At 65.2% G+C, this 24,532-nt stretch carries 15 protein-coding genes; 9 read left to right on the forward strand and 6 right to left on the reverse strand.

Going from position 1 to position 24,532, the window contains the following annotated elements:
- Positions 1 to 425 precede the first annotated feature (425 nt).
- Together IAG41_RS22500 and IAG41_RS22505 are read right to left on the reverse strand one after the other, a co-directional pair.
- Positions 426 to 5,018 (reverse strand): hypothetical protein, encoded by a 4,593-nt coding sequence (locus IAG41_RS22500; RefSeq protein WP_187730944.1) that lies wholly within the window; start codon positions 5,016 to 5,018, stop codon positions 426 to 428.
- 1 nt (position 5,019) lies between these two features.
- On the reverse strand, positions 5,020 to 8,523 hold the full coding sequence (locus IAG41_RS22505; protein ID WP_187730945.1) for a hypothetical protein: 3,504 nt from the start codon (positions 8,521 to 8,523) through the stop codon (positions 5,020 to 5,022).
- A gap of 1,804 nt (positions 8,524 to 10,327) precedes the next feature.
- Between IAG41_RS22505 and IAG41_RS22510 the strand changes: the two genes are divergently transcribed.
- Positions 10,328 to 11,077, forward strand: coding sequence for an SDR family NAD(P)-dependent oxidoreductase (locus tag IAG41_RS22510; protein ID WP_187730946.1), 750 nt, complete (start codon positions 10,328 to 10,330; stop codon positions 11,075 to 11,077).
- Positions 11,078 to 11,130: 53 nt separating this feature from the next.
- Complete coding sequence (locus IAG41_RS22515; protein ID WP_187730947.1) at positions 11,131 to 11,910, forward strand: alpha/beta fold hydrolase; 780 nt, start codon at positions 11,131 to 11,133, stop codon at positions 11,908 to 11,910.
- 123 nt (positions 11,911 to 12,033) lie between these two features.
- Here IAG41_RS22515 and IAG41_RS22520 read toward each other — a convergent pair whose 3' ends face one another.
- Together IAG41_RS22520 and IAG41_RS22525 are read right to left on the reverse strand one after the other, a co-directional pair.
- Positions 12,034 to 12,669: a response regulator transcription factor gene (locus IAG41_RS22520; RefSeq protein ID WP_187730948.1), complete on the reverse strand. Its 636-nt coding sequence runs from the start codon at positions 12,667 to 12,669 to the stop codon at positions 12,034 to 12,036.
- The gene (locus IAG41_RS22525) at positions 12,662 to 15,727 is read right to left on the reverse strand and encodes a sensor histidine kinase (RefSeq protein ID WP_187730949.1); all 3,066 of its coding nucleotides are present in this window, start codon (positions 15,725 to 15,727) and stop codon (positions 12,662 to 12,664) included. The genes IAG41_RS22520 and IAG41_RS22525 overlap by 8 nt, the downstream gene beginning before the upstream one ends.
- Positions 15,728 to 15,895: 168 nt before the next feature.
- Here IAG41_RS22525 and IAG41_RS22530 point away from each other — a divergent pair, with 168 nt between their 5' ends.
- The 5 genes from IAG41_RS22530 to IAG41_RS22550 all read left to right on the forward strand — a co-directional run bounded on the left by IAG41_RS22530 (position 15,896) and on the right by IAG41_RS22550 (position 20,668).
- Entirely contained in the window at positions 15,896 to 16,279 is a 384-nt protein-coding gene (locus tag IAG41_RS22530; protein ID WP_187730950.1) for a hypothetical protein, read from the forward strand.
- Between the two features lie 172 nt (positions 16,280 to 16,451).
- Positions 16,452 to 17,120: a response regulator transcription factor gene (locus tag IAG41_RS22535; protein WP_316251212.1), complete on the forward strand. Its 669-nt coding sequence runs from the start codon at positions 16,452 to 16,454 to the stop codon at positions 17,118 to 17,120.
- A 274-nt stretch (positions 17,121 to 17,394) separates the two neighbouring features.
- Entirely contained in the window at positions 17,395 to 18,393 is a 999-nt protein-coding gene (locus IAG41_RS22540) for a GlxA family transcriptional regulator (protein ID WP_187730951.1), read from the forward strand.
- A 66-nt stretch (positions 18,394 to 18,459) separates the two neighbouring features.
- Positions 18,460 to 18,873 carry a response regulator transcription factor gene (locus IAG41_RS22545; protein WP_187730952.1) on the forward strand — a complete coding sequence of 138 codons (414 nt, stop codon included), beginning with the start codon at positions 18,460 to 18,462 and terminating at the stop codon, positions 18,871 to 18,873.
- A 40-nt stretch (positions 18,874 to 18,913) separates the two neighbouring features.
- Positions 18,914 to 20,668 (forward strand): putative bifunctional diguanylate cyclase/phosphodiesterase, encoded by a 1,755-nt coding sequence (locus IAG41_RS22550; RefSeq protein WP_187730953.1) that lies wholly within the window; start codon positions 18,914 to 18,916, stop codon positions 20,666 to 20,668.
- Between the two features lie 218 nt (positions 20,669 to 20,886).
- Here the strand turns inward: IAG41_RS22550 and IAG41_RS22555 are convergent, their stop codons facing one another.
- Together IAG41_RS22555 and IAG41_RS22560 are read right to left on the reverse strand one after the other, a co-directional pair.
- Positions 20,887 to 21,573 carry an anti-sigma factor family protein gene (locus tag IAG41_RS22555; protein ID WP_222950845.1) on the reverse strand — a complete coding sequence of 229 codons (687 nt, stop codon included), beginning with the start codon at positions 21,571 to 21,573 and terminating at the stop codon, positions 20,887 to 20,889.
- Positions 21,570 to 22,055 (reverse strand): RNA polymerase sigma factor, encoded by a 486-nt coding sequence (locus tag IAG41_RS22560; protein ID WP_262408852.1) that lies wholly within the window; start codon positions 22,053 to 22,055, stop codon positions 21,570 to 21,572. The genes IAG41_RS22555 and IAG41_RS22560 overlap by 4 nt, the downstream gene beginning before the upstream one ends.
- 85 nt (positions 22,056 to 22,140) lie before the next feature.
- On the opposite strand from IAG41_RS22560, the gene IAG41_RS22565 reads away from it, so the two are divergent.
- Together IAG41_RS22565 and IAG41_RS22570 are read left to right on the forward strand one after the other, a co-directional pair.
- Positions 22,141 to 23,370: a S8 family serine peptidase gene (locus IAG41_RS22565; RefSeq protein ID WP_187730955.1), complete on the forward strand. Its 1,230-nt coding sequence runs from the start codon at positions 22,141 to 22,143 to the stop codon at positions 23,368 to 23,370.
- Between the two features lie 78 nt (positions 23,371 to 23,448).
- A complete protein-coding gene (locus IAG41_RS22570; protein WP_187730956.1) occupies positions 23,449 to 24,315 on the forward strand; it encodes a hypothetical protein in 867 nt (288 codons plus the stop codon).
- The last annotated feature ends 217 nt before the right edge of the window (positions 24,316 to 24,532 follow it).

Raw genomic sequence — 24,532 nt, forward strand, 5'->3', positions numbered from 1 at the left:
GGCATACAACGCCTGCCGCCATAAAGTGCTTGCAAAGACCGCTATTAGACGACGGCGGCTTTCGGGCATCACGCAAGCCGCGGACAATGTCCGCAAGTGGGCGGTAGCTGACGTTCCAGCGTTCAAATCACGAGTGTCCGCTTTCCAACGTCCGGCTCCCGAAAGCTGCCCGTCCGCAAACGGCCACTTGCAGCCGTTCGATAGGGGCAGACCGGAGGGACCGGCTTTGGCCGCTAGCGGTCGGTGCGCTTTTGGGGCCGAATGCCAAAAAGCCGCCATTAACGCATTGTCCTACAACCGCGGATATTCGTCGGTGGCCGACAGATTCATTTGGCAAAGGCGATAGAAAAGAAACCTCATGGGATCGCTTTGGTCGCCGCCGCCGGTCAGAGCCGATAGAGCCGCTGAAGACACTAAGCCGAAACTCAAATCATGACGTTGTCGGCATAGACCAGCCTGCGCTCCATCCGAGTGGCGACACGCTGATGCCCTCGCACGGCGTTGAAGAGGGGATCCGCCTCGATCAGCTCCCATTCCTCTATCGCCACTCGCCAGTCGCTCTCGATCGAGCCTGGCTTCACGAGCGGCACCGCCTCGCCCGCGTCAAGCTCGCCGACCCACGACGCGACTCGCCCATCCAGCTGCTGCCCGCGTAGCGCGAGCCTGGTGACGGAGATGGTGCGCCATCCGAGATCGGTCGGGATAAGTGGATCGCGCCGTTGCACGCGAGCGATCACCCGGCGGTTGCTTCCAATGGCGGCGGCCAGCGCGGTCATCTCGGCGGAGCTTGCGTCACCCTCTCCACGGTGTCCAACCGGACCACTTACGACAACACGGACGTGGCGATCATCGGTCCGGCTGACGGATGCCATGCGTTCCGGTGGGAGTTGCACGAAATCGCACTGGACCGGCTGCGACAAGTGGCAGCCGGCGATGCTGTCAGGCTGGTAGCGACATACCGCAAGGCGAAGGAAAGGCCAGAATTGCACGCCCGGATCGAGCGCGACGTCGACGAACCATAGTCCACGCTCCTGATTGAACTGAGGCCGATACCCGAGAACGGTGACGACGGGCCGGCCGGCGACCGCGGCAAGCGGGAGTTGGCGCGCCATCGCGACCGGACGCGCGGGCCGCTCGCGATCGTCCAACCCGGCCTCGTGCAGCAGATCGTCGAGCCGCAGCACGGGCAAGGCCCGCTGCTGCACCTCCCCAGCCTCCCAGATCGGATCGGCGCCCCATTTGCTGACGAACGGGAACCCCGATGCGTCCTCCATCGGTGGATATGCCGTGTCATCGCCGCCGTTGGCCAGCAGGATGCCGAGCAGTTCTCCGTCGCCGCTCGAGAACCAGGGGCGATCAAGGTACAGTCGCACGCCTGCCCGCCGGGTCCGGCGACGGCCCATGGGCTGCTCCGGCTCGGTCTCGTCCGTCCAGCGGAACAGCGGCAGGACCGAGTGAACGATTGGAGGCGCCGGCCGCGCCGAAGATGGCACCGAGATCACGACTTTCGGTCCGACCACGCTCTGGCCGTCGTCGACCGGTTTGTCGCCAGGGGGAATGCCGGCTTCGCCCTTCAGCAGATCCAGGCGGAAGTATTCGCGGAAGCGTGTCGATGCGCGGAAGCGATACTCGACCATGCGGTGCCTGGTGTCGCCAAACTCATGGACGGCCCTATGCACCTTTAGCGCACCCAGGTCGGGCAGCGTGACTTCCGCGTCGGCAGCGCCGAGGATCGCTATGTCCTCGCGCATGCCGATCGTCGTTTGAAACGCCGTCGCGCTTCCCTGACGCTCCTGAACACCCGGAAGGGTCAGGTCGTCCACGATCTCGCTCCAGCGCGCCTCGGCCGTCAGCGTGCCGGTGCTGGGACCGTGCAGGTCGACCGCTCCGGCCAGGATCGCGCTGGTCGCGCCCTCGGTACGGATGGGAATGACGCGGATCGGCCTCGGCATCTCGATCGGGCGATTGACCGCGTGCACCAGCGTCACCTGCTCGAAGGGCGACAAGCCCCAGATCGCGCCGTCCGCCGCGGCTTCGGCAGCGTCGGGGTCGTTGCGGACCGCGTTCGGGAGGCTTCTCCAGGCTCCCAAAAGGTCGAGCTTGTCGCGCGGGATGGCACTGGCCACCCGCATCACCTGGGTGTCGCCCGCCGACAAATGCATGGTGATCACCGAACCGGCAACGCTCCCCGACAGTCCTTCGCCGCCCTCGAGCACGAAACGGTAGGGCTCGATCTCCGGCCAGGTGCCACCATAATCCGCGGTGAAGCCCTCGGTGCCGTAGGGGAATGAAAGGCCACGATCCCGCCCGGCTTCGGGAAAGCTGATCGCGACACCCCGCGCCATCGGATCGGGCAAATAAGGAAGTGCAAGCTGGTCCACATCATGGATCACGAGCTGCCCTGGCGCCGGCGGGTCGCCAGGGTTGAGCGGGAGAGTCTTTGGCTCCTCGCTGGGGAGGTTGACCTGCACGATCGAGACGCCGGGTTGGGGGATCATGGCCGGTGGATTGTCGATGTCCGCTATCTCGAGATCGTTGAAGGTGCCGTTCGAGCGCAACGCGCAGCCCAGCATCTTGCGCTGGTCCGACGCGGAGGGCGAACCGATGCCGATGTCGAACATGCCGTGCAGTTCGGCCTGCATCTGGCTGATCTTGGGTGGGGCAAAATGCCGTTCACAGGTGGCCCCGTATCCGCAATCCGGCGCAATGGCCTCGGCATCCTGCGCATAGTCGGCAGGCGCCCTGATCGAGATGGCAAGCGTGTCCGGATCCTGCGTAACCCCTGAGCGGATCACGAGCACCCGCAGCGACTCCGCCTCGGTATAGCGCCGCCTGGGCACGATCGCGGGACTGGAAACCGGCTCCCAGCGCAGAAATGGTTGTGGCAGCGTGACGGTCTGAAGCGCCTTGCGCAGCGAAGCTCCGTCACCACCGCCGCCGGGGACCAGCGCGGGCAGGTGAGACCCGATCAGCCTCGGCACTTCGGTCAGCCTCTGCTCCGGCCCAAGCGTCAGATGCGACGTATCTGTCGACGCAAGCGCATGGGCGATGCTGGCCGATATCCGGGTCGAACGATCGGCCACGGCAAAGCTGGCACTTGCCGTCATGGTCGACGAGCGGTGCTGTCGAATCCTGGCCACCACCGCGGGATCGATCTCCTGGGATTCGGTCTCGGCCGGATCGACCGAACCCGTCGCCGGGGTGCCCGCTTCCCTCAGCGTGCGCCGGGCCACTGCGTTGCGGGCCGCGCCAAGCAACGATTGGCGCGCAAAATTGGCGGGATCGGCGTGGCTCGAGGCCGGGCCCAGATCGGGCGGGAGGTCGCCCAGCGCCAGGCTCGGCGGGTTAAGATCATGCGGACGGGAATTGCCCGCCAGATCGACCGCCCAGGCGCGGAAAGAATAGGCGCGCCCATAGCGAAGTCGCGGCAAGGTGTCCGGCCGCACGCGCGTACGGATTTCGAACGGATGCGGCGTGGCGGGTGGCGCATCCAGCGGCGTGTCCTCCACCACTTCTTCGCCATCCTCATGGCGGACACGCTTGCCCGGCCTTGGCGCGGAAAGGCTCCATCCCTCCCAGCCGAAAAGCGCCTCGTGCACATGCACGGGGGAATCCTCGGTCCTGACATTCTCGTGCGCGGCGGTGCCCTGGATGAAGCCTTGTTCCGCCAGGTCATCATAGACCTCGCCATAGCCTTTCACCGACGCGTGGCTCAGGCGCTTGTGCAGGGAGGCCCATCGGCGCGAATGGTCGTCCCAGACCTCGACGCGCAGGCCCCGGGCTATGTCTTCGGTGTTCAGCTCGGGCACATGACCGGCATCGATCTCGTGGGCCAGGCCGGCCTGACGCTCCAGGTCTCCCTGGATCCTGATCGCCTGGCGCGTGCCTGTCACGGTAAGGCCCGGCGAACGCTGCGCCGGCGTGGCGGCATTGACGGGGTCGCCGTTCTCCTGGACCGCAAGGAGGCGCGGCAGCGTCCAAAGGAAGCGATCGGCCTTGATCGCGCTCCCATCCGCATCCAGGTTGAGAACGGCAAATCGATCCGTGTCTCCAAGGCGCAGCGCGCCGTCGGTCCAGTCCGTCGTGCGCGGCACGCTCGTGAAGGCATCGCCGGCGGCGTGGCACAGCACCCGGGTCGTGCGACAGAATGACTCATCCTGGCCGACCGCCACCCGGGCGGAGAGCCACCGCGACAACCGCATGCGATCGGGATCCGCCACCTTCAGGTCGATGACGAGACCCAGGCGATGCAGCAAAGCGGGCTGGTCGCCCAATAGTCCGCAACGGGTGTGAAACTCTGCCTCGTTCTCGGGAAGCGGCGGCGGGGGCGTGCCCGGAATGGGATTGGCCCGGTATGGCAATTCGGCTTCGGGCCGCTCGTAGAATCGCCGGCAGCGATGCAGCTCGAGCGCGATCCGCTTGAGCGGATCCCCCTCGTCCGCGATGCGTGCCTCGATCGCCCCGAGCGACTCCCGCGATTCCACGATCGCGTCGAACGCCTTGGTTGCGAGGGTCTCGTCATAGATGCGGCGCCCCGCCCTCAGGCCGCCTTCCTGGTGGTAGAATCGCTCCGTCGCAATCAGGCGCTCGAGCGGCTCCGCGAGCGGATGGTCGCGCGGGTCCGGCGGGTTCGCCGGGTCCGCAAGGATCGTTGCCATGTGCAGGCTTCGGGCAATGTCGTGGACGGTGCGTGCCGAAAAGCTGCGCCATTTCCGGGCCGACCAATCCGGGATGCCGCTTGGCCTGACCGGGGTGGAGGCCGGGAACATATGGATCCACAGCCTCGGATCGACCACGTCCAATATCCGGTCGCACGCGATAGTGCCCTGCTGGTCGAAGAGTTCGATACGCAGGCTTTCGGCGGCAACATCTCCCCATTCCGGGAATAGCCTCCAATCGCCGAGCCGGCTGTCCCCGTCGGACTTGATGGTAGGCGACAGGAACAGCGTGACATGGAATCTCGCCTCCGCCTGCAACGAGTGGGGGAGTGCGCAGACGATGAAATATTCCCGCCCCATCCTACTCCTCCGCAAATGCTTGGCAGTAGTCGGTCCATGCCGGCGACGTGCCATCGTCCAGCAGCATCACCTCGGCGAAGGTGGGATCGCCATTGGCGCCGGCGAAGACGCGCTGGGTGTGGATGTGAACCGATTTGGAGAAGCCGATCACCGAGACGTTTACGGTGACGCTCGCCTCGCCGATGAGCTTGCCGCAGTCCGGGTGATAGGAGAGCGCCATATAGAGCTCGATCGCCGCAGAGACGAGCCCGAGCACATCCACCTCGCCGCGCAGGCGGAAATAACCGGTGATCGATCCGCCACGGCCTTCCAGGCGGATATAGATGCCGAGCATGGCGGACACCGAGCCCGATGCCACGCCGAAATTGACCGCGATGCATGCCCCCGCCTCGAGCCCGACTTCGAGCACGTCGAGGCCATCGGCCGATAGCCGGATCGAGCACCAGCCGCCGCCGCCCAGGATGATCACGGCGATCGTGAACGGCCTCTCCCGGCTGCAGAAGCTCAACCCGTAGGAGATCGCCTTGCCGAAGAACGGCACCTGGATATCGGCGCCGAGCGAGAGGTTCGTGATGCTGAACATGCCGAACGCGATGTCGGGCAGTCCCAGCGTGAAGCCGGCGCTCAGGCCGTCGGCCGTCACGGAGATGTCGGGCGGATCGGAGAAACCGTCCAGCGGGATGAGATCCTTGAGGGACTCAACGAAGGACAGGACGCCGTGGAACTCGATGTCTCTCAGGACGACATCGAGCTCCGGCTTGCCCGTGCCTGCCTTGAAGGAGAAGCGATCGAATACCAAACGGATCAGTTCCGCTTCAGGGAAGAGATGCAGCGAGAAATCGCTGAGCTGCGCGAGCGCATAAATCTCGTTCCGGCCGTTCATCCCCGCCTGCGCCGTGATCGAGAAGACGAGGCTGTCCTCCTTCACCTTGAGCAGCGGGGAGGTCTCGCTGGGCCAGGATTTGAGATGCGGCCTCCATTCGAAACGAATTCTGAGGAGCACGCCGCTCTCGGCCAGCCCGTTCACATAGCGGTACATGTCCTCGACCAGAGTGATCGAGTCGCCGACCGCGGTCCGAAGGACCTTCGCGACTGAGCGAAGGACGTTGCCGATGTACAGCGGGAGCTTGTCCGCCAGGTCTTCGAACCGCTTGGCGCTGCTTTCCACCTGCGCGCGCAGGTTATCCATGAAGAGCTTGGCCGCATCTGACTTCCCCTCGCCTCGGATCATGTCGAGCGCCTGGGTGAGCTTTTCGGGCACGCCGGTGAATTCGCCCTGCGCGTCGTTCGCGGCGTCGAGTGCCGCCTGGGCCTTTGCGACCCAGTCGGCGGGCTTGCCCACCGAATCCGCCATCCTGCGCTGCGCCTCGGCGATGGCCTGGGCGAGATCGCCCGCGGCGCGCCCGACATCGTCGATCAGGGCCTCCACCCGACTGACGACTTCGGAGACCAGTTTCGGTATTTTGAGAAGGTCGCTGTCGACGCTCACGGTCATGTCCGAAAGGTCGATCAGCCCGAAAAGCTTGGGGCTCGATCCCGCGAAGAACGTCTTGGGATCGTAGGTCATTTTCGCCATCTTGTCGTCGACACTGCCGACGGCTCCGACGACGCGGGAAATACCCCTGATCGGCATGCTCGGCGCCACGAACCCACCGCTCCGATCGCTGCCAGCGCCCCCCGGACCGAACCGCAGTTGCGGAAGCGCGACGACCGGATCCTTCGCATGCTCGGGTGTCACCTCGCCGGCGACCAGTACGCTTGCCCAGAGTTCGGCGGAATTGTCCGCACCGGTGAAACCCTTGCTCTTGTATTTGGGATGATAGGCGATCGGGATCGGCGCCGTCGGCGATAGCTGTTGCACCGCCGGGATTACCACATCCGCGCTGCTCATGCGTGGCTGCGACCCTCCGGCACCTGCCTTGCCGAGGAAGCGGATCGTCGAGGTGGGGAGGGTCGTGTCACCCGAGGTTCGCGCCTGGGCGAACGCGATCTGCTGGCCGAATGTCTGCACCGCGCGACGGTCGTCATTGGCGTAAGTATCATCGATCATGCCGAAATTCGGATTGTGCTCGGGCACCCAGAGCAGCGCCATCGGAAAGCTCTGCTGCCGCGCCTCCCTGTCCAGCGCGCGAATTTCGAAGAGGAATGACGCGCCGTTTATCGTCGGCCAGAAGAACTTGTCCTGCGCCGCACCGGGATCGTCCAGCGGGGGCGTGATGAGCGGACGGATCTCCACCTGCGTGAAGGGCAGGTGGAGCTGATCGGGATAGGTTCGCAGCGGTTCGCTGATGACCAGGATCTTGCGCTGATAGAGAGCCGCCAAGGATGGCGAGGCCGCCTTCATCTTTCTATCGGTGATTTTGACGAACGCGGTTCGGTGGCCGAACGGGTAGAGATAGCCAGGATAGAGCACTTCAACATGCTGGTCTCGTCCAAGCGGCGCGACATAGTTGAGCGCGAGGATCGATCGGATTTCCGCGTCCGAGTAAGGCCGGGTATTCCAGTTGCCGTGGAGCCTCAGCCAGGCGCCCAGGCCGGAAAGCCATAGCGCGTCGGCTGCCAACGGCGTGGGCTCGATCGGTCGCCCGTGGTCGCCGATCAGGGTTTCGGCAGTCTGGCGAACGATCATGTGCCGATCCGCAGGATCGAGCGACATCCGGAACGGGTCGGTGTTGGAATGCGCCGGCAACGGCGACGTGGCGTCTTGCCAGACCGATGCCGGAAGTCGGTCGCGGTCGCGGGCCCAGACGGCGCGGACGATACGCCGCCCCGGATTCCGTTCGTCGACGACTTCGCCGCCATCGGGTGCGGCCTTCACCTCGCCGAGCCGGGTATGCCAGAGCTCGACATGGTCGACGTCCTTGGAGGGCCTGACCGGCTCCAGCGCGTGCGCCCACCTGCCCTCGGTGCTGGGCGAGAGGATCAGCCGATAGGGCGCTTCGATCGCGGTTTCGAGGTCGCCGGGCCGATAGCTGAGCTTGCGTCTTGGGCGCGGAGCCCGCGTTCGATGCGCGACCAGCCCGGCCTTGCCGAAGATTGAATCCACGGCGAGGCGATCCCTGCCGAGCGTCACTTCCAGGGGCGCCTGCAGCGCGTCCGGTGCGGCGACGGAGGAGTCGAGAATGGCGAACCTGTCGCGCAGCAGGCGCCTTGTGCGGCGCGTGGCGGCCGCGTCGAACTTTATCGTGCCAAGCGCGTCGGAAACGGCGGGCGCACCGAACGCGCGGAGTTCGTTCGCCCTCCCCTTGCGAACGACGAACGTGATCCCCCCCAACGCCCCCACCAGCCCTCCGGGCAATGGGATCAGATAGGCGCCGCCGCCCGAACCCTCCGCCCTGACAGGGATCGATCCGGGAACGGCCAGCTTGTGGACGACAGGTTCAAGCCTGGTGATGGCCGCCAGGATGCCGGCGGTGGAGAATGGAATCAGATCGTCGGGCGGGATGCGGAAGACGAGCCGGGTCCCATACGCCGCGCGCGCGCCCACCGGCGGTTGCGGCCGCATGGCGGGGCCCGCGCGCAAATCTGGCAAGGGCTTCAAATCCGGATGCAACTCGTCGGCAACGAGGACGACGCCCCCTTCGTAAAAGGCCTCTTCGCCCAGGTGCTGGAACGGAAACCTCACTATAAGAATGGCGTCGGATTCACCGTCAACAGGACGGAGCTGGGGCGGATCACCCTCCCCTAGTTCACAGCCAACCGCTTCCACCGACAGCGCGAGCAGGTCGTCGGGGCGGATCAGGTCGACCAGAACCCTTGGCCTGTCGAGACTTGCTGCGGCGCTCTCTACGGAATCCCGTTCCAGCAAATGCAGACCGTCGGCGAATGTGTCCCGGTCAACCGTCAGCCTGCGCCTGACTTCTCCCGCTGCTGCGGTCATGTCCGCGCCGCGTCGGAAAGGGCTTCAAAGTCCTTCGCGATCTTGATTTGCACCGACCCGCCCAGGTGGGTCGAGACCGTCGCCATTCTGGGGCCGCTCACGCGAGCCAGCCCGAGGCGCAGCATTGTCCGGAAGGTTCTCATAAACGAGTTCTTCCAACGGGGACTGTCCAGCGGGAGCGACGCTCGTCCGGGGCTAAGACACTAGGCCTGCCGAATCTCTTGCGGCCAAATCCATATCACACGCACCGGCCTACACAAATAGGACTGGCGTCGGGCGGTATTGTTGAAGGGCGCGTCGGTCGGTGGAATTTTCCTAAAGCGCAGCCGATCAAGTGAATAATCCGACCGCCAGCGCGCCAGATAGATTGGGATCTGAAGTCCGGGCTGACCGGACGAATGACTGTTTTAGGGTTTCGGGTGCGGAGCGCTGAACGACCGCAACTGGGCGCAAAGCTGTCATCGCGGCAACCCGACCGGGATTTGTCGCAAGCCGCAGTCCGTTCCGGCCACGCAATCCTGAAGCTTGCCCCTCGCCCATTGGGGCACCTGGTTGCGAGGTAGCTTTGCTAAGCCGGGCGCGCGCTCGCACTGTCCTTCCGGTCCATCCCGAAGGCCGAGATCGCGGCCGGCGATTTTCGTCCATAACAGTGCCAGGCCCCCCGAGAGCCTGCCTCGCGGGACCAAGGGCTGGGCGAACTGCACCCGCGCCTCGCTCAGCCCGACGGCTCCCAAGGCCCTTTCGCGAGTGGCGACCTTTTCGTCCTGTCGCCCCGATCGGGCAACTGTCCCATAGGTCGATCCCGAAAGGCCGAGTTCGCATCCGGCCGTTCGGGTGCATAATGGATGCCAGGCCCCGAGAGGAATGCCTGCGGGACTTAGGGCTGGGCGGAAAGGCCCCCCCACTTTTCGCTCAGCCCGATGTTCTAATCGTCCGTGGTTGCCGGAATCATCGTTTGCAGCAGGATACGGATCGGCGCTGCCATCATTTCACCTCGTCGCTCGTTCGCTTCGAAGCGCCGGACAGGTTGGACACTCGACTGCCATTTCGTCGGCCGGAGGGTGAAATCGGAAAAACCCCTGCGTTCATCATCCCTGTCACGTCCGATTAACACGGCTCCCCAAGCTCCTCCAACGACCACGGCGGAGCCCTCGGGTTGCCATATGACCGACGGACGACCGGGAGCGCATCTGCGCGGCGGCAGAGGTCATTCTCGCTCGAGGCAAGGATCGAGTCCTCCGATCGGGCAGTCCGCCATTGCACCATCGGAAAGGATCCTCTGTCCTTTCCGGCTCGATCTCGGTCCTCAGTGCGTGAAGCCCCTGGGTCTACTTGACCCTTGGTCGGGGTTGGCCTCGACCTGTGCACGGGTCGCGAGCCTTTTCCGGTTTCAATATTTCTCGGGCGAAAGCTTTGGAGGAACCGAACCATGTCCCTGCTCAACGACAAGATCGGCCTTATCACGGGCGGTAGCAGCGGCATCGGTCTGGCCATCGCCAAGCGCTTCGCCGCCGAGGGTGCCCGGGTGCTGATCTCCGGTCGCCGCGCCGATGCGATCGAAGAAGCGATCCGGCAGATCGGAGACCGTGCGTCGGGCTTTGTCGGCGACGTCGCCGATCCGGTTTTCCACGGCCTGGTCGCCGACGAGATCGCGGAACGGTTCGGTGGCCTCGACATCTACGTCGCAAATGCCGGGATAAATACGATCCGGCATTCGTCCGAGGTCTCTGAAGCGGAATACGATGCCCAGTTTGGCATCAACGCGCGAGGCGCATTCTTCGGTGTCCAGAAGACCGCACCGATTCTGCGCGACGGCGGCGCGATCGTACTGACCGGCTCGCTCGCCAGCGAAAAGGTGCTCGACGGGCATGCGGTTTATGCCGGGGCCAAGGCGGCGATCAACGCGTTCGCACGTAGTTGGGCGCTGGAGTTCAAGGACCGCCGGATTCGCGTGAATGTGTTGAGCCCCGGGCCGACCGACACCGCGATCCTCGATAAGCTTGGCGTGCCGCCCGAGCAGCGCAGTTCCTTCGCCGAAGCGATGGCTGCCGCGATCCCGCTCGGCAGAATGGGACAGGCGGACGAACTCGCCAACGCCGCGCTTTTTCTCGCTTCCGACGCGTCGAGTTTCGTCACCGGCATTAACCTGCGCGTCGATGGCGGCATGGCGCTCCTTTGAGGCCGTCGATCCATCCCCAGCGCGTCAGCTGAGACCCACCAAGGAGATACCCCATGCGCATTTTCACCCTGCTGTTCTCTGCCGCGCTAATTCTTTCGGGCACCGCCGTCGCTCAAACCGCGCCCGCGCCGGAAAAACCGGTGATCGTGCTCGTCCATGGTGCGTTCGCCGAATCCTCGAGCTGGGATGCGGTCATCACCCGGCTCGAGAAAAGTGGCTACACCGTTGTTGCGGCCGCCAATCCGTTGCGCGGGGTCGCTAGCGACGCCGCCGCCGTCTCGGGTCTCGTCAAGTCGATCAAGCAGCCGGTCGTATTGGTCGGCCATTCCTATGGCGGCCCGGTGATTACCGACGCGGCCAACGGCAACACCAATGTGAAGGCGCTGGTCTATGTCGCCGGCTTCGCGCCCGAGACCGGTGAATCGAGCCTCACGCTCTCCGCGAAATTTCCGGGCAGCACCCTGGGCGACAGTCTGACAGCGATCGCACTGCCGGACGGTGACGAGGACCTCTACATTCGCCCCGAGAAATTCCGCGCCCAGTTCGCCGCCGACGTTGCTGAAGCGCAGGCAGCGACGATGGCCGCCACCCAGCGTCCCGTGAAGCTATCCGCGCTGGGCGAGCCATCGCGCATTGCCAGCTGGAAGACACTGCCGTCGTATATGATCTACGGGACCGCCGACCGGAATATTCCCGCGGCCGTGATGAAGTTCATGGCCGAGCGTGCGCATGCGCGGAAGGCCGTCGTCGTAGAGGGGGCCTCACATGCGGTGATGGTGTCTCATCCGGATGAGGTTGCAGCGCTTATCGAGACTGCCGCTTCCGGACAATGACCCGCTAGCGCGGGATGGCATTCACTATTGCAGAACGCGACCAAAGAGGCCCGGCCGCTCCGATGCCATTCCGCCGATGCGGACGCATTCCATCCCGAGTTGCGGGAAGGATGCAATTAGCACTCAGAGCTCGATAATCCCACGGCGCGCGGCAATCGTTACAGCGTGAGTCCGGTCTGCAACGTCGAGCTTGGCGAAGATCGTCTTGAGGTGGGCTTTGATCGTTTCCTCGGCCAAGCCGAGCTCCCACGCCACCTGCTTGTTCGCCTTGCCGATTGCCACAAGCTGCAGCACCGCTACCTCGCGTTCACTCAGTGTCTCGTCGACCACGTGGACCGCGATCTCTTCGGCGACATCGCGGTGAATATGGCGGCGCCCGCGATTTACGTCCTGTATCGCATCGATCATTTCAGTGCGCAGGCTGCTCTTGAGCAGATAGCCGATCGCGCCTGCCTTGAGGGCGCGCACGGCCTGAACGTCTCCATCATAGGTCGTGAGAACCAGGATGCGCGCGCCCGGATGCTCGGCCCGGATCGCCTTGATTGCCTCCAGGCCGTTCGTTCCAGGCATTTGCAGGTCCATCAGCGTAACGTCGGGCTGCAGCTCGCGGAAGCGGAGGAGTGCCTCGGCGCCGTCCCGCGCCTCGCCGACGAGCAACATGTCGTCGCGATCCTCGAGGAGCGACGCAACGCCCTCGCGCAGCAGCGGGTGATCGTCGACGACGAGGATGCGGATCGGCCGCGCGTTCGGATCAGACATGGGACGCTTCATTGCGGAAATGGAAGAACGAAGACAGCCTCCAGCGGCGCGGCGTCTCGTCGGAAAAGGCCAGCCGAGCAGCGAGCGTCACGGTCACCTCGGTGCCCTTCCCGGGATGGCTGTCGATCGTGAAACTGCCACCGATCCGCTCCACGCGCTCGCGCATTCCGACCAGTCCGTAGTGGCCCGGCTTGCCGCCCCGCGCCACTATCTCCTCGGCGATGCCGATGCCGTCATCGCGGATCTGGACAACGAGCAGCTGGCTGCCGAAGCTGATCGTGACGGCGACCGAATTCGCCTCGGCATGGCGAGCGATATTGAACAGGGCTTCGCCCGCGATTCGTCCGATCTCGGCGGAAATAAGGGGATGCACGGGGCGTGGCTTGCCTTCGAGGACGATGCGCACTGGGATCGGCGGATCGAACCCGGCCGTCCCGACCAAATTCTCTACAATGCTGCGTAGGTCGTTCGAACCCTCTGCGATCCTCAGGTTGCGCACATGCTTGCGCCCATCGACGATGACATCGTCTGCGCGTTTGAGCGCGGTTTCCAGCAGGTTTCTCGCTGGTTCGTCGGCGGGCATCTTGTTGGCCACCGACTGGAAGCGCAGGATGAGGCCCTGCACGCTTTGCAGAAGCGTGTCGTGCAACTCGCGCGCGATTCGCTCACGCTCGCCCAACCGCTCCTCCAGGCGGGCACGAATCCGGCCAGCGACCTGGGCCATGCGAAGCCGGTACAGTCCCCAGAGAAGCAGTGCCGCAAGTCCGACGCAAAGCGCCAGGAACCAGCGCGATTGCAGGAAGGTGGGCGGGATTTCGAAATCGAACGCCGCGCCACTCCGGTTCCATACGCCGTCCTCATTGGCGGCAATGACGCGGAACCGGTACGAGCCGGGCGCAAGGTTGGTGTAGAAAGCCTGACGGCGCTGGCCCGGGTCGATCCAAGCCTTGTCATATCCTTCCAGCTGGTAGCGGAAGCGGACGCGCTCGGGAATCGCGAGGCTGGTTGCCGCGTATCGGATCTCGATGTCCGATGCGCCTTCCGGCAAGCGGAGCATGCGCGGATCGCGCGCGCGGCGGCCGTCCACGTCGATCGAAGTAATCGCGACGCCCGGCGGCAGTGGGTTGCGGTGCAGATGGCCAGGATCGACCCAGACCGTGCCCGCCAGCGTCGCGAACCACAGCCTGCCGTCTCCGCCCCGGACGACCGAGCGCCGGCTCTGGCGGGCGTAGAAATCGGGTAGGCCATCCCGAGAGTCGAGCACCAAAGCGGGCGGCGAGAAGCCGGAATCAGCGAAGGCGCGGTCGAGGTCTCGCGTGGCGATGCGGACGATGCCCGCTTGCGCCAGCGCCCAGCTTTCCCCTCGCGGCGTCTGGACGAAGCCGTTCATCGCGCTCAGCGCCGGTATCCGGTCATAGGAGGCGAAGTCGGTCCTACCCTGTCGGATCCGCGCGAGTCCGGTTTCACCCGCTGCGAACAGCGTGTCCCCGACGGCGTATATCGAATCGATTTCCCCGGCTCGCGTGCCCGGAGCCAGCAGAATTCGTGGCCGGCCTTCGGAATCCAATCGCGCCACGCTGTCCGTGGCCCAGGTCAGGATCAGGTTGCGTTCCCGGTCGGTGACCAGTGCGTTCGGGTAGAAGGGGGTTGGCGCGATCGAGGCGAACATCGCTTGCCAGCCATTCCCAGCGCGCCGGAACAGGCCGCTGCTGCCGGCAGAAAGCCAGAAATCGCCGCGGCGATCGAAGGCGCAGGCATAGAGTAGGGTTTCGACGCCATCCGGCAGGGCAAGGCGCTGGATGCCGCCGCGGCGACCCACACCGAGAATGCGGTCGGTATAGGCGATCCAGATCGTCGCGTCCGGCGCCTCGCAGATCGCATAGGGTTCGGTCGTGTGCTCGACAAGCGGCTCCGGGTCGCCACCGGGCCGGATCCGGTAGGTCGTATTGGCCTGCGCGACATAGACGTTCCCATCGGACGCGCTGAACAAGATGTCCCCATAGGCGGCTGGGGTCTTCAGCAGTGGCTCGGCGACCACGTTCGCGGGCCTGAAGCGATCGAGGCCCAGCGTGGTGCCCATCCACAGATTCCCGTCGCGGTCCTCGAACAGGGCGTTGACGGCGTCCGAGGTCAGGCCATCCTTTGCGGCATAGGCTTCGATTGCGCGCGCACCGGCTGCAAGAGTGGCCGGACCGAGCGGGTTCGCCGCTCGAATGCGTTCCACGCCGGACTGCAATCGCGCGATCCAGAGATTACCGTCACGGTCGAACGCCATCCGTCTGCGCCGCTCGATGGGATTGGTCGGGTAGCGGACTCCCGCGAAAGCCGCTTCCGGTCGACCTCCGAGACCTGAAATCGGAAAAGTGCCACCCGGCGTGGACAGCCATATCCGGCCGCTTCGATCGGCCGCGATCATGCCCGCGCCGTGCGGCGCGGATCGGTAAATGGTCTCGAACCGCGCCGCGCCGGGGGCGAGGCGCACAACCGATCCCGTGTAGGAAATCCATAACGCGCCATCGGCGGCGAAAAGAAACCGGTAGAACGAGTCGCGCGGCAGCCCGCGTTCGGAGCCCCAGCGCTCCCAGCGCCCCTGATGGTACCGCACGAGCGGAATCCCGATCTGGCCCATCGCAACCCAGATGGCGCCGTCAGGGGCTTCGGCCAGTTGACCCAGGGTTCCTACGAGCGGGGGCGTAGGAACGAAGTGCAGCTCGCCGGCGCGATAGACCGCGAAACGCCGCGCCGTGCGGAACCAGGTCCATATGTCGCCGCTGCGTGTGACAAGGACATCGGTTGCGGCGCCAGGATCACGGGCAGCACCGCGAACCTCGATCTTCTCGAAGGTTATGCCGTCGAAGCGGTACAGGCCGACCGAGGTGCCCAGCCACAGGAAACCCCGGGCATCCTGGGCGATGTCGAGGATTGCGGTGGGAGCGCCCTCGTCAGTCGTCCAGCGGGTGTGTTTATATTGTGGGATGTGGCGGTTAGGATCGAGCGCCCAGGCGGCGGCAGCCTGCAGAAGCAGCAACGCTCCGAACAATGCCTTGATCAACCGCAAGCCGTCTCCGCCATTCCCCGCAGGCTTTCCGCCACGGCTAGAAGTCAAGGCGCACTTGTTCGTCGGAAGCCGATGGAATCATACCCCCGAACGAGGGATCGGAACACCCCCGTATCGAAGGTTAGCGGCGCACCGCCCCGCCGATATCCTCGCACGATGGCCCAATTCATGTTCCGCTACCCTGATGGCGTCGCCGGTGTCGCGCTGCTGCTGCTGCGCTGCTCCGACGCGCTGATCGCGTTTCCCCTGATCGCGCGTCTCCCATCACACTTCCTCATCGCGGGCGGGGGCCTGATCATATCGATCCTGATCGCCTTTGCGCTGTCGGCGGGGCTGGCGACGCGCGCAGCGGCACTGTGTCTCGCCATGGCGGCCGGCATCGATATAGCGCTGGCCAACGAGAATCTCGGGCTCCTTGTGATTGCGCATATCGGCGGATGCACGGCGCTCGCCCTGCTCGGGCCCGGCGCCTATTCGATCGATGCCAAGCTATTCGGCCGTCGCGTCATCCGGCTCGATCCCCGCGCCCCCGATCGAGGGAGCCGCAGCTAGTCGCACTCGGGATGCCATCCCCGTCAGCGCCGTGAGAGCATTGCCGCATCCGCAAAAAGAGTTCGGAGAACAAGCAATGCTTTTGGGTAACTCTCCCCTATCCATACTCCCGCGCGACAATCGTCCGGGCCCGGCAACCGGCGGCGCCGGAAGGTCCGAAACCCCGTTGGTCGTGATCGTCGACGATCACCCCGCGGTGCGCGAGGCATTGGACGACCTGCTTCGATCGATGGACATCGAAACGGCGAGCTTCGCCTCAGCCGGCGCGATGCTGGATGCATCCATCCCCGACCGACCCGGCTGCCTCATTCTCGATGTGCGGATGCCGGGAGGCAGTGGCCTGGAGCTGCAACGCGAGCTCGCGCGACGGCGCGACGGGCGACCGATCATCTTCCTGACCGGCCACGCAGATGTGGAGATGGCAGTCAATGCGATGAAGGCGGGCGCGATCGATTTTCTACTCAAGCCGTTTCGGGAGCAGGATCTGCTCGACGCGGTTGCGGCGGGCATCGAACGGGATGTTGCCCGGCGAGCAAATGCGACGGTCGCCCGACAAGGTCTCGAGCTGCTTTCCACGCTGACGCCACGCGAACGCCAGGTATTGGCCGAGGTCGCACGCGGCAGGCTCAACAAGCAGATCGCGTTCGATCTCGGTATCAGCGAGGTCACGGTGAAATTGCACCGCAGCCAGGTGATGCGGAAGATGCGGGCGACGTCTCTCGGCGACCTTGTTCGCACTTGGCAGATCCTGCTGCCGCACGTCCGTGAGGAGCAGGCCGGTCAATTGTTCATGGGCGAATTCCGATTGGAAACGGACCTTCGTCAGAGAGCTGTCGCCTGATGATCGCACCCGGACAGGCAATGCGAACCGTCCGCGGCAACGAGGCGGAGCCGAACCCGATTCCGGGCGGATCACATCTGATGCTGTCCGATAAGGCGCCCCCGACAGCAGGTGATAAAACTGTCGATATTCGGACGGCTTGTCGAGGCGGGCGGCGCTGCCTGTTCATGAGCCGAAGGGCGGCCTTGGTACCGTCACGCTAGGCAATCAGAACAAGGAGGCGTATTCGACTGAATAATCGGCGCCTTGGGCCGCCGCGGAGCCAGCACGAGCCATGCTCATCACGATCTTTGCACCTGGCAACGTGCATCTGCTCGAAGTTGCCGGCGTGCGAGACGCGCTGTTCGAGGCGAACTGCAAGGCCCAATCCCGAAAGCCCTATCGGGTTCAGTTGGTGACCGAGCAAGGCACGCCCATGGAAAGCGCATCAGGCCTGGTGTTCGTCCCGGACGCGGGTGTCGAAACAGCGATGCAGCCTTCGGACACGTTGATCGTCGTTGGACCTTATGGAGTTCCGCTTCCTCCCAGCGACCGGGTCGCGCGCTGGTTGCGGGAGCAAGCCGCGCAGTCCCGTCGATACGGCTCGACCTGTACAGGCGCCTTCCTCCTGGCCGATGCAGGACTGCTGTCAGGGCGCCGCGTCACAACCCACTGGCAGTACGCCCAACGCCTTGCCGCGGCACATCTCGAAATCCAGGTCGAACCCGACCGAATTTTCGTTCGAGACGGGCCGGTGTTCAGCTCCGCCGGGGTGACTGCGGCCATCGACCTCGCCTTTTCGCTGATCGAGGAGGATCACGGACGGGCCCTGGCTCTCTGGGTGGCACGCCGGCTGGTCGTTTTTCTGAAGCGGCCCGGCGGCCAGTCGCAGTTCAGCGATATTCTGACTGCGCAAAGTGCGGCCACCAGTCCAATCGACCGGATAAGGCTGCACATCCTTGAAAGCCCGCGTGCGAGGCTGGGTCTCGAAGCGCTTGCCCAAGTGGCTGGCGTGAGTCCGCGTCACCTATCCCGGCTATTCCGCGCCGAGCTAGGCATGAACCCGGCCGCCTATGTCGAACTGACCCGGGTCGATATCGCGCGACGACTGCTGGAAGACAGCTCGGCTCCAATCAAGGCGATTGCCTATGCCTCCGGCTTCGGTTCGACTACGACGCTCAGACGAGCATTTCTGCGCAGGATCAGCATTACGCCGCTCCAGTATCGCTCGCGGTTCCAGACGACGGGGTCAGGGAACTTAAGCGAAGACGAAAGCGCCGCCATTTCGTCCTGAAACGCCGCTTGGTCTAAATTGAAGTGTTGGCGTCATGGCTGCATCGTCGTGTCCGGAGACCATGACATGCTAGTTCAATCCGCCGAGCGTAAGGCAACGAAATTCTCGGGACGCAGTCTCGGAACACCGGAAACTATCGACCGGTCGGTCGAGGGATCGGGTGGGCCTGACCGGACAAAATCGGACCCGGCCCCACGCGCTGACACAGACCGGAACGCGGCGTATGCACGTCTGGCGCAGCAATGCCGATCCAGGGTCGATAGTCTTGCCCCGCGCCAGCGCGATGTGCTGGCAGGGTTGGTCGCCGGCTGCACCAACAAGCAGATCGCGCTCATGCTGGGAATAAGCCCCAGAACGATAGAGATTCATCGCGCTGGCATGATGGGCCGGCTCAAGGCCCGTACGCTGGCGCAGGCACTGCACATCGCCTTCGTGGCGGGGCTCGTGCCCTGCGAGACGATGTCGCTCGGGACAGGCTGATGCGCCGGCCCCCGCAATTAGAGGCGCAAGTGACGCGACCATGAAATTCTGGATCTCGAAGCGCGCGGGTCTACTCGTGGAGACGCCGGCAGGCGTGTCACCGCCGCCTGCATCCGCTGCCGCCCTCGCCATGGCGCAGTGTGCAGACGGCGTTCTGATCGCCGACATGCGCTTGCGGGGCCAGCCTATCGTCCAGGTAAATCCTGCATTCGAAGCGATCACCGGCTATGCCGCGGTGGAGGCCATCGGTAAGAACTGCCGTTATCTCCAGGGAAGCGACCGCCTGCAGCCCGAAATCGCCGAAGTTCGGGCCTCTCTGGCCGAGGGCCGCCCCTGCTCGGTGACGCTGCGCAACTACCGCCGGGACGGCACCCTGTTCCGCAACGCTTTGCGCCTCACGCCGCTTCGCGACGAAGCGGGGGAAGTAACCCATTTCGTCGGTCTGATTCGTGATGTGACCCAGGCGGCGGGTGTCGATCGCCTGACCGGCTTGCTCGACCGCTATGGCCTGCTCGACAGGTTGTCGGCGTTGGAAGCGCCGGCGGCGACCGCCTTGCTGGTGGTCAAAGTCGACATCGTCCAGTTCCACGACGTCAATAACGGCTTTGGGTATGACATCGGCGACGCGCTGCTTCGATCAGCTGCCGCGCGTCTGGCAACACTTCCAGCGATTGCCGTGTCACGCGTGGGGAGCAACAGCTTCGCCCTTGCATTCGAAATGAGCGATCCGCGCCGCTCTGACAGAGTCGTCGAGGATGTCCTTGAACTGCTAAAGCCACGCTTCGTCCTTCCAGGGGCGTCCCTGGCGGTTCAGTTCGCCGCGGGCTATGCCCTGGGGTTGGTGGGCGCGGACGCGCTTCAGCTCGTTCGGCAGGCCGGTGCCGCGCTGCAGCGATCAAAGACCACGCCGGCGTATCCACCGCACGCGTTCGTGGCCGCAGATGAGCGCGATGCCCGCAACCGCACCCGGCTGGCAAGCGAGTTGCAGATTGCTGTCGCCAACCAGGAGCTGCTGTTTCACTACCAGCCGCAAGTCGATCTCGGCACCGGACAGCTGGTCGGCGCCGAGGCGCTTCTGCGATGGAACCATGGCGCGTTCGGACTGCAGCCGCCTGGCCGTTTCATTGGGATCGCGGAGGAAACCGGCGCGATCCTGGAAATCGGCGCTTGGGGTCTGCGCACGCTCGCTGCGTATGCGACGCAGGTCAACCGAGGCCGCCGCACGCCCATCCGCTTCTCCTTGAACGTATCGGTCATGGAATTCATGCAGCGCGACATGGTGGCCCTTGTCCGCCAGGTCCTCGACGAAACCGGCTGCGACGCTGACTGGCTGACGCTCGAGCTCACCGAGAACCTGATGGTCACCGAGCCGGAGAATATTCGCCGCGCGTTCGAGGAGCTGCGACGTCTGGGGATCGGTATCTCCATAGACGACTTCGGCACGGGCTATTCCAATCTGCGCTATCTCGAGCGCTTCCCGCTGAGCGAGATCAAGGTCGATCGAAGTTTCGTGCATGACGTTGCGCACAGCGTGGCCAAGCGCGTCATTGTCGAGAGTATCGTCAAGCTCGGTGCCGCGCTCGACATCCGCGTCGTAGCGGAGGGCATTGAGACGCAGGCGGAACGCGCAATCATGCGGACGCTGGGCTGCTCCGTGGGCCAAGGGTATCTCTTTTCCGCACCGCTGGACGAATCCGAGTTCCACAAACTGCTAAACGAGGGTCTGATCCTGCGTGAGGCGTGGAATGCGCGGCGACTGCTGACGATGCTCGATGGCGATGGCGATGGCGTCTAAAGGTCAGCTCTGCCGGAAAGTGTCGTTCGCGGCCGCCATCGGAATGGCAGTTAAGTCCCAGACTCTGCGATTCTGGCACCTCGCAGTCAGGAAAATGAGCGAACGGCGGCTTTAGGGAGGCGCCAAATCTTGTCGGAACGACCGCAATGGGGCTCAAAGCAGCCGTAACTGCCGCCCGATCGGCTAGCATCCGCACGGCTCCGGACGCTCTCGAACTGTCACCGCCAGCCAGCAGCGCGCGCATTCATTTCTGCGGCCGCGTCGAGCGGATCGCCTGCCATCATCTGCTGAGCCGCCGCCATGAGCGCGGGGTCGGTCGAGCCGGCTTGCATATAGTCTGTCTTCGCGCCGGCCGCGCCCGCGCGGGTTTGGTGGAGTAGCCAGCCCTCGGCGTCGCGGCAGGCGATGCCGTCGGTGGCGGGCGAAGTGAACACGCGGCAATATTGGCCGGCATTGCTACGGAAACTGATCGGAACCTGCACCGCGCCCTGCGCCACGGCGACCTGGCGATCAAGCGCCTTGGCGAGCGTGCCGTCGGCATAGATCTGGCCGCCCTGGCTGCGCACGATGCCGCTATCCTGCCAGCCATGGCCGATCGCGAGACCGAGGACGAGCGAGGCAGCGAGCGCGCCGCCCCAGCGCGACCAGGCTGGCAAAATGCGCCTGGGCTGGCGCCCCGGCAAGCCGACGACGTTAGACTGGAGGATCGCGGCGAGGCGGTCGGGAACTGGTTCTTCAGCTACGGGCGCGAAATGGGCACCAAGGCGGGCGCGCACGGCGCGGTGCTGCTCGACCCGTGCGGCGAGCGACGGGTCCGCCGCAATTGCGCGCTCGACGCGCTTGGCCTCGATTGGATCGAGTTCGCCATCGGCATAGGCCATCAGCATCTCGGGTTCGATGCTCATGCCGCTTCCCCCAGCCTGGCCATCAACGCCTGGCGGCCACGCACGAGCCGCGAGGTGAGTGTGCCCATCGGAATGTCCAGGATCTCGGCGGCTTCTTTGTAGGCCAGCCCCTCGACCAGCACGAGCGCCACCGCCTCGCGCTGCTCGTCGGGCAGAGCCTGCATCGCGGCGTCGACCTCGCCAAGCGCGACGCGTGCCTCCGCACCGCCATCGGCCCCGACCGCCAGCCCGGCTTCCGCGTCGACGAAGGTGCGCGCGGAACGGGTCCGACTGCGCGTCGTGTCGATCCAGCTGTTGCGCATGATCCGGTACATCCAACTATCCATCCTGGTGCCGGGCTGCCACGATGCCCGCGCAAGCAGCGCCTTTTCGAGCGCCACCTGGCAGAGATCGTCGGCATCCGCCGCATCGCGGACGAGCGTCCGCGCGAACCGCCGCAAGCGTGGCAGTAGCGCGAGCAGATCGTTCTCGAATGCGGCCAAGCCCAAATTCCTTCGCTGCGGATGAAACGGATGGCGCGTGCCGTTTAATCCACACAAGTGCAATTTTGTGCGAGAAGGAACCGCGATGCGTGGGTTGCTGCTTCTGTCCGGCCTGATTGCCGCGGCCATGGTGCGGCCCGCACAGGCGCAGCTGGTGCCGCAGCTGCCCCAATTGCCGCTCCCGATGCCTGAGACGATCGGCCGCGTCGGCGACCAGGTGCAGGAGGTGACCGGCAGTGCCGCACGCCGGCTCGAGGAAGTACGGCGCATGGTGGCCGCGCAACTGGTGCGCGATCATCCCGAGCGCATCGCGCTCGATCCAGACGGCTTTCCGGCGCGTGCGGGCGAAGTGGTGGTGACCGATCCGAGCGATGCCCTGATCGCCGCGGCGATCGTCAAGGGCTACCGCGTGATCGAGCGCGAGGATGTGCTGGGTGTGGGCGTCGCGCGGCTCGAAGGACCGCGGGGAAGATCGCTGCGCCAGATGATTCGCGAGATCCGCAAGCTTGGCGCAAACGACGTCACCGCCGATCAGATCTACATGCCAAGCGGCGCGGTAGCTGGCACGCCAGCACCGATCTGCACGGGCAACGGACCGCTGGTGGGCGTGATCGACGGCGGGGTCGCGGGCGCGGCGTTGTCGTCGGGTTTTGCCGCAGGGGCGCCCAGGGCGAACGATCATGGCACGGCCATCGCCTCTCTGATCGCGGGAGCGGGTGTGGTGCACGGGGGGCTGCCGGGTGCGCGTATTGCCTCGGCCGACGTCTATGGAAGCGATCCTGCCGGAGGAAACGCGACCGCCATAGCCAAGGCGATCGCGTGGATGGTGGAGAAGCGGGTGAGCGTGGTTACGATCAGCCTGGTCGGCCCGCCGAACTCGGTGCTCGCGCGCATCGTCGCGGCGGCGCAGGCGCGAGGCGTCACCATCGTGGCGGCGGTAGGTAATAACGGGCCGGCGGCCCCGCCCGCCTATCCGGCTTCCTATCCGGGCGTGATTGCGGTCACCGGCATCGATGGACGCGGTCGCGCGCTGATCGAGGCCGGAAGAGCGTCGCACCTGGATTATGCGGCGCCGGGGGCCGACATGCTGGCGATGGGAGCGGCTGGGCGGACGATGCGCGTGCGAGGAACATCCTTCGCGGCACCTTTCGTCGCTGCGACCATCGCCCGCTTCTATCCCCTCTTGAACCCTGCGGAACGCCGCGCAGCCATGGCGCGCGTGGACGCGGAGGCGCGCGATCTGGGCCCGAGGGGCTGGGACAAGAATTTTGGCCGCGGCGTGCTTTGTGAAAGCTGCCGGACGCCTGCCCGGTAACGCGATAATTTTGCCGACCGGGATTAAATGCGATCCGGCTGTCGTTCTCCTGATGCCAGACATTTTTGGAGAACCGACATGATCAAGTTTCTTGGCACGACCGCCTTCCTCGCCCTCACGCTCGCCGCCTCGCCGGCTTCCGCACAGTTGCTCGGTGGCAGCGGCGGTCTTGGTGGCAATCTGGGCGGCGGTCTCGGCGGGTTGGGCGGCGCGGGCACAGGCTCGCTCGACGGATCGCTCGATAGTTCGATGCGCCGTCTGCCTACCACCAGCGACACCGGCGGCACCGTGCGCGGCTCGACCCGCACCGAGAAGAATGTCGATGCGCGCAAGGGCCGCGCGAAGGCGTCGAACGAAAGCTCGCTCGATTCCACTGTCTCCGACAGCTCGCGGATCGGCGATCGCACGATCGGCGGCAGCGGCTCCGCCTCTGGCAATGCGGGCGGTAGCGCCGACGCTCAATTGATCGGGACCGACGCCGTCCGTGGCGCCGCGCGCAATGCCGTCAGCCGATCGCGCGATGCGGTCTCGAACCTTCGCGACCGCACCGGCAACGCCGCGGGGGGTACCCGCAACGCCGCGGGCAACGTCCTGGCTCGCGGCCGCGACGCGGTGCCGAGCGCGCCCGATATTTCGGCGACCGCTTCTGGTGCGGCGAATGGTGCCGGATCGCTGAGCTCCAACACGCTGGCGATTGCCGGATCGGCGGCGGCCAGTGGCAGCGGCGCCGTCCCGGTCGCGCCTGGGATGCCGGTAACCGATGTCCGGGGCAAGCTGATCGGTACCATCCAGTCGGTCCGATCGACCTCGCGCGGAGTCGTCCAGCAAGTGCTGGTCAAGGTCGGCGACAAGACTGCGACGCTCCCGGCCACCAATTTCACCGGCTCGAGCCATGCCCTCATATCCGCAATGGGCAAGGGCGAGATCAAGAAGGCCTCGAAGTAACGGGTGCGGGCGCTCCACCCGGACAGCGGGGTCGCCCGCCCCCGCCAGCGCGCCCGGTCACCCACAGGCCGGGCGCGCCACGTTTTGTTGCAACGCAGTTAGTTACTGGGCGCTAACTTTGCTCGACAGCTTCGACACCACATGAAAATCTTGCGTCCAGTGTGGACCGCGCCTGCCCGAACGACCGAAATTGGGCGCGAAGCGGCCGGGCGGCGAA

Source organism: Sphingomonas sp. JC676 (assembly GCF_014489075.1).
Lineage (GTDB): Bacteria > Pseudomonadota > Alphaproteobacteria > Sphingomonadales > Sphingomonadaceae > Sphingomonas.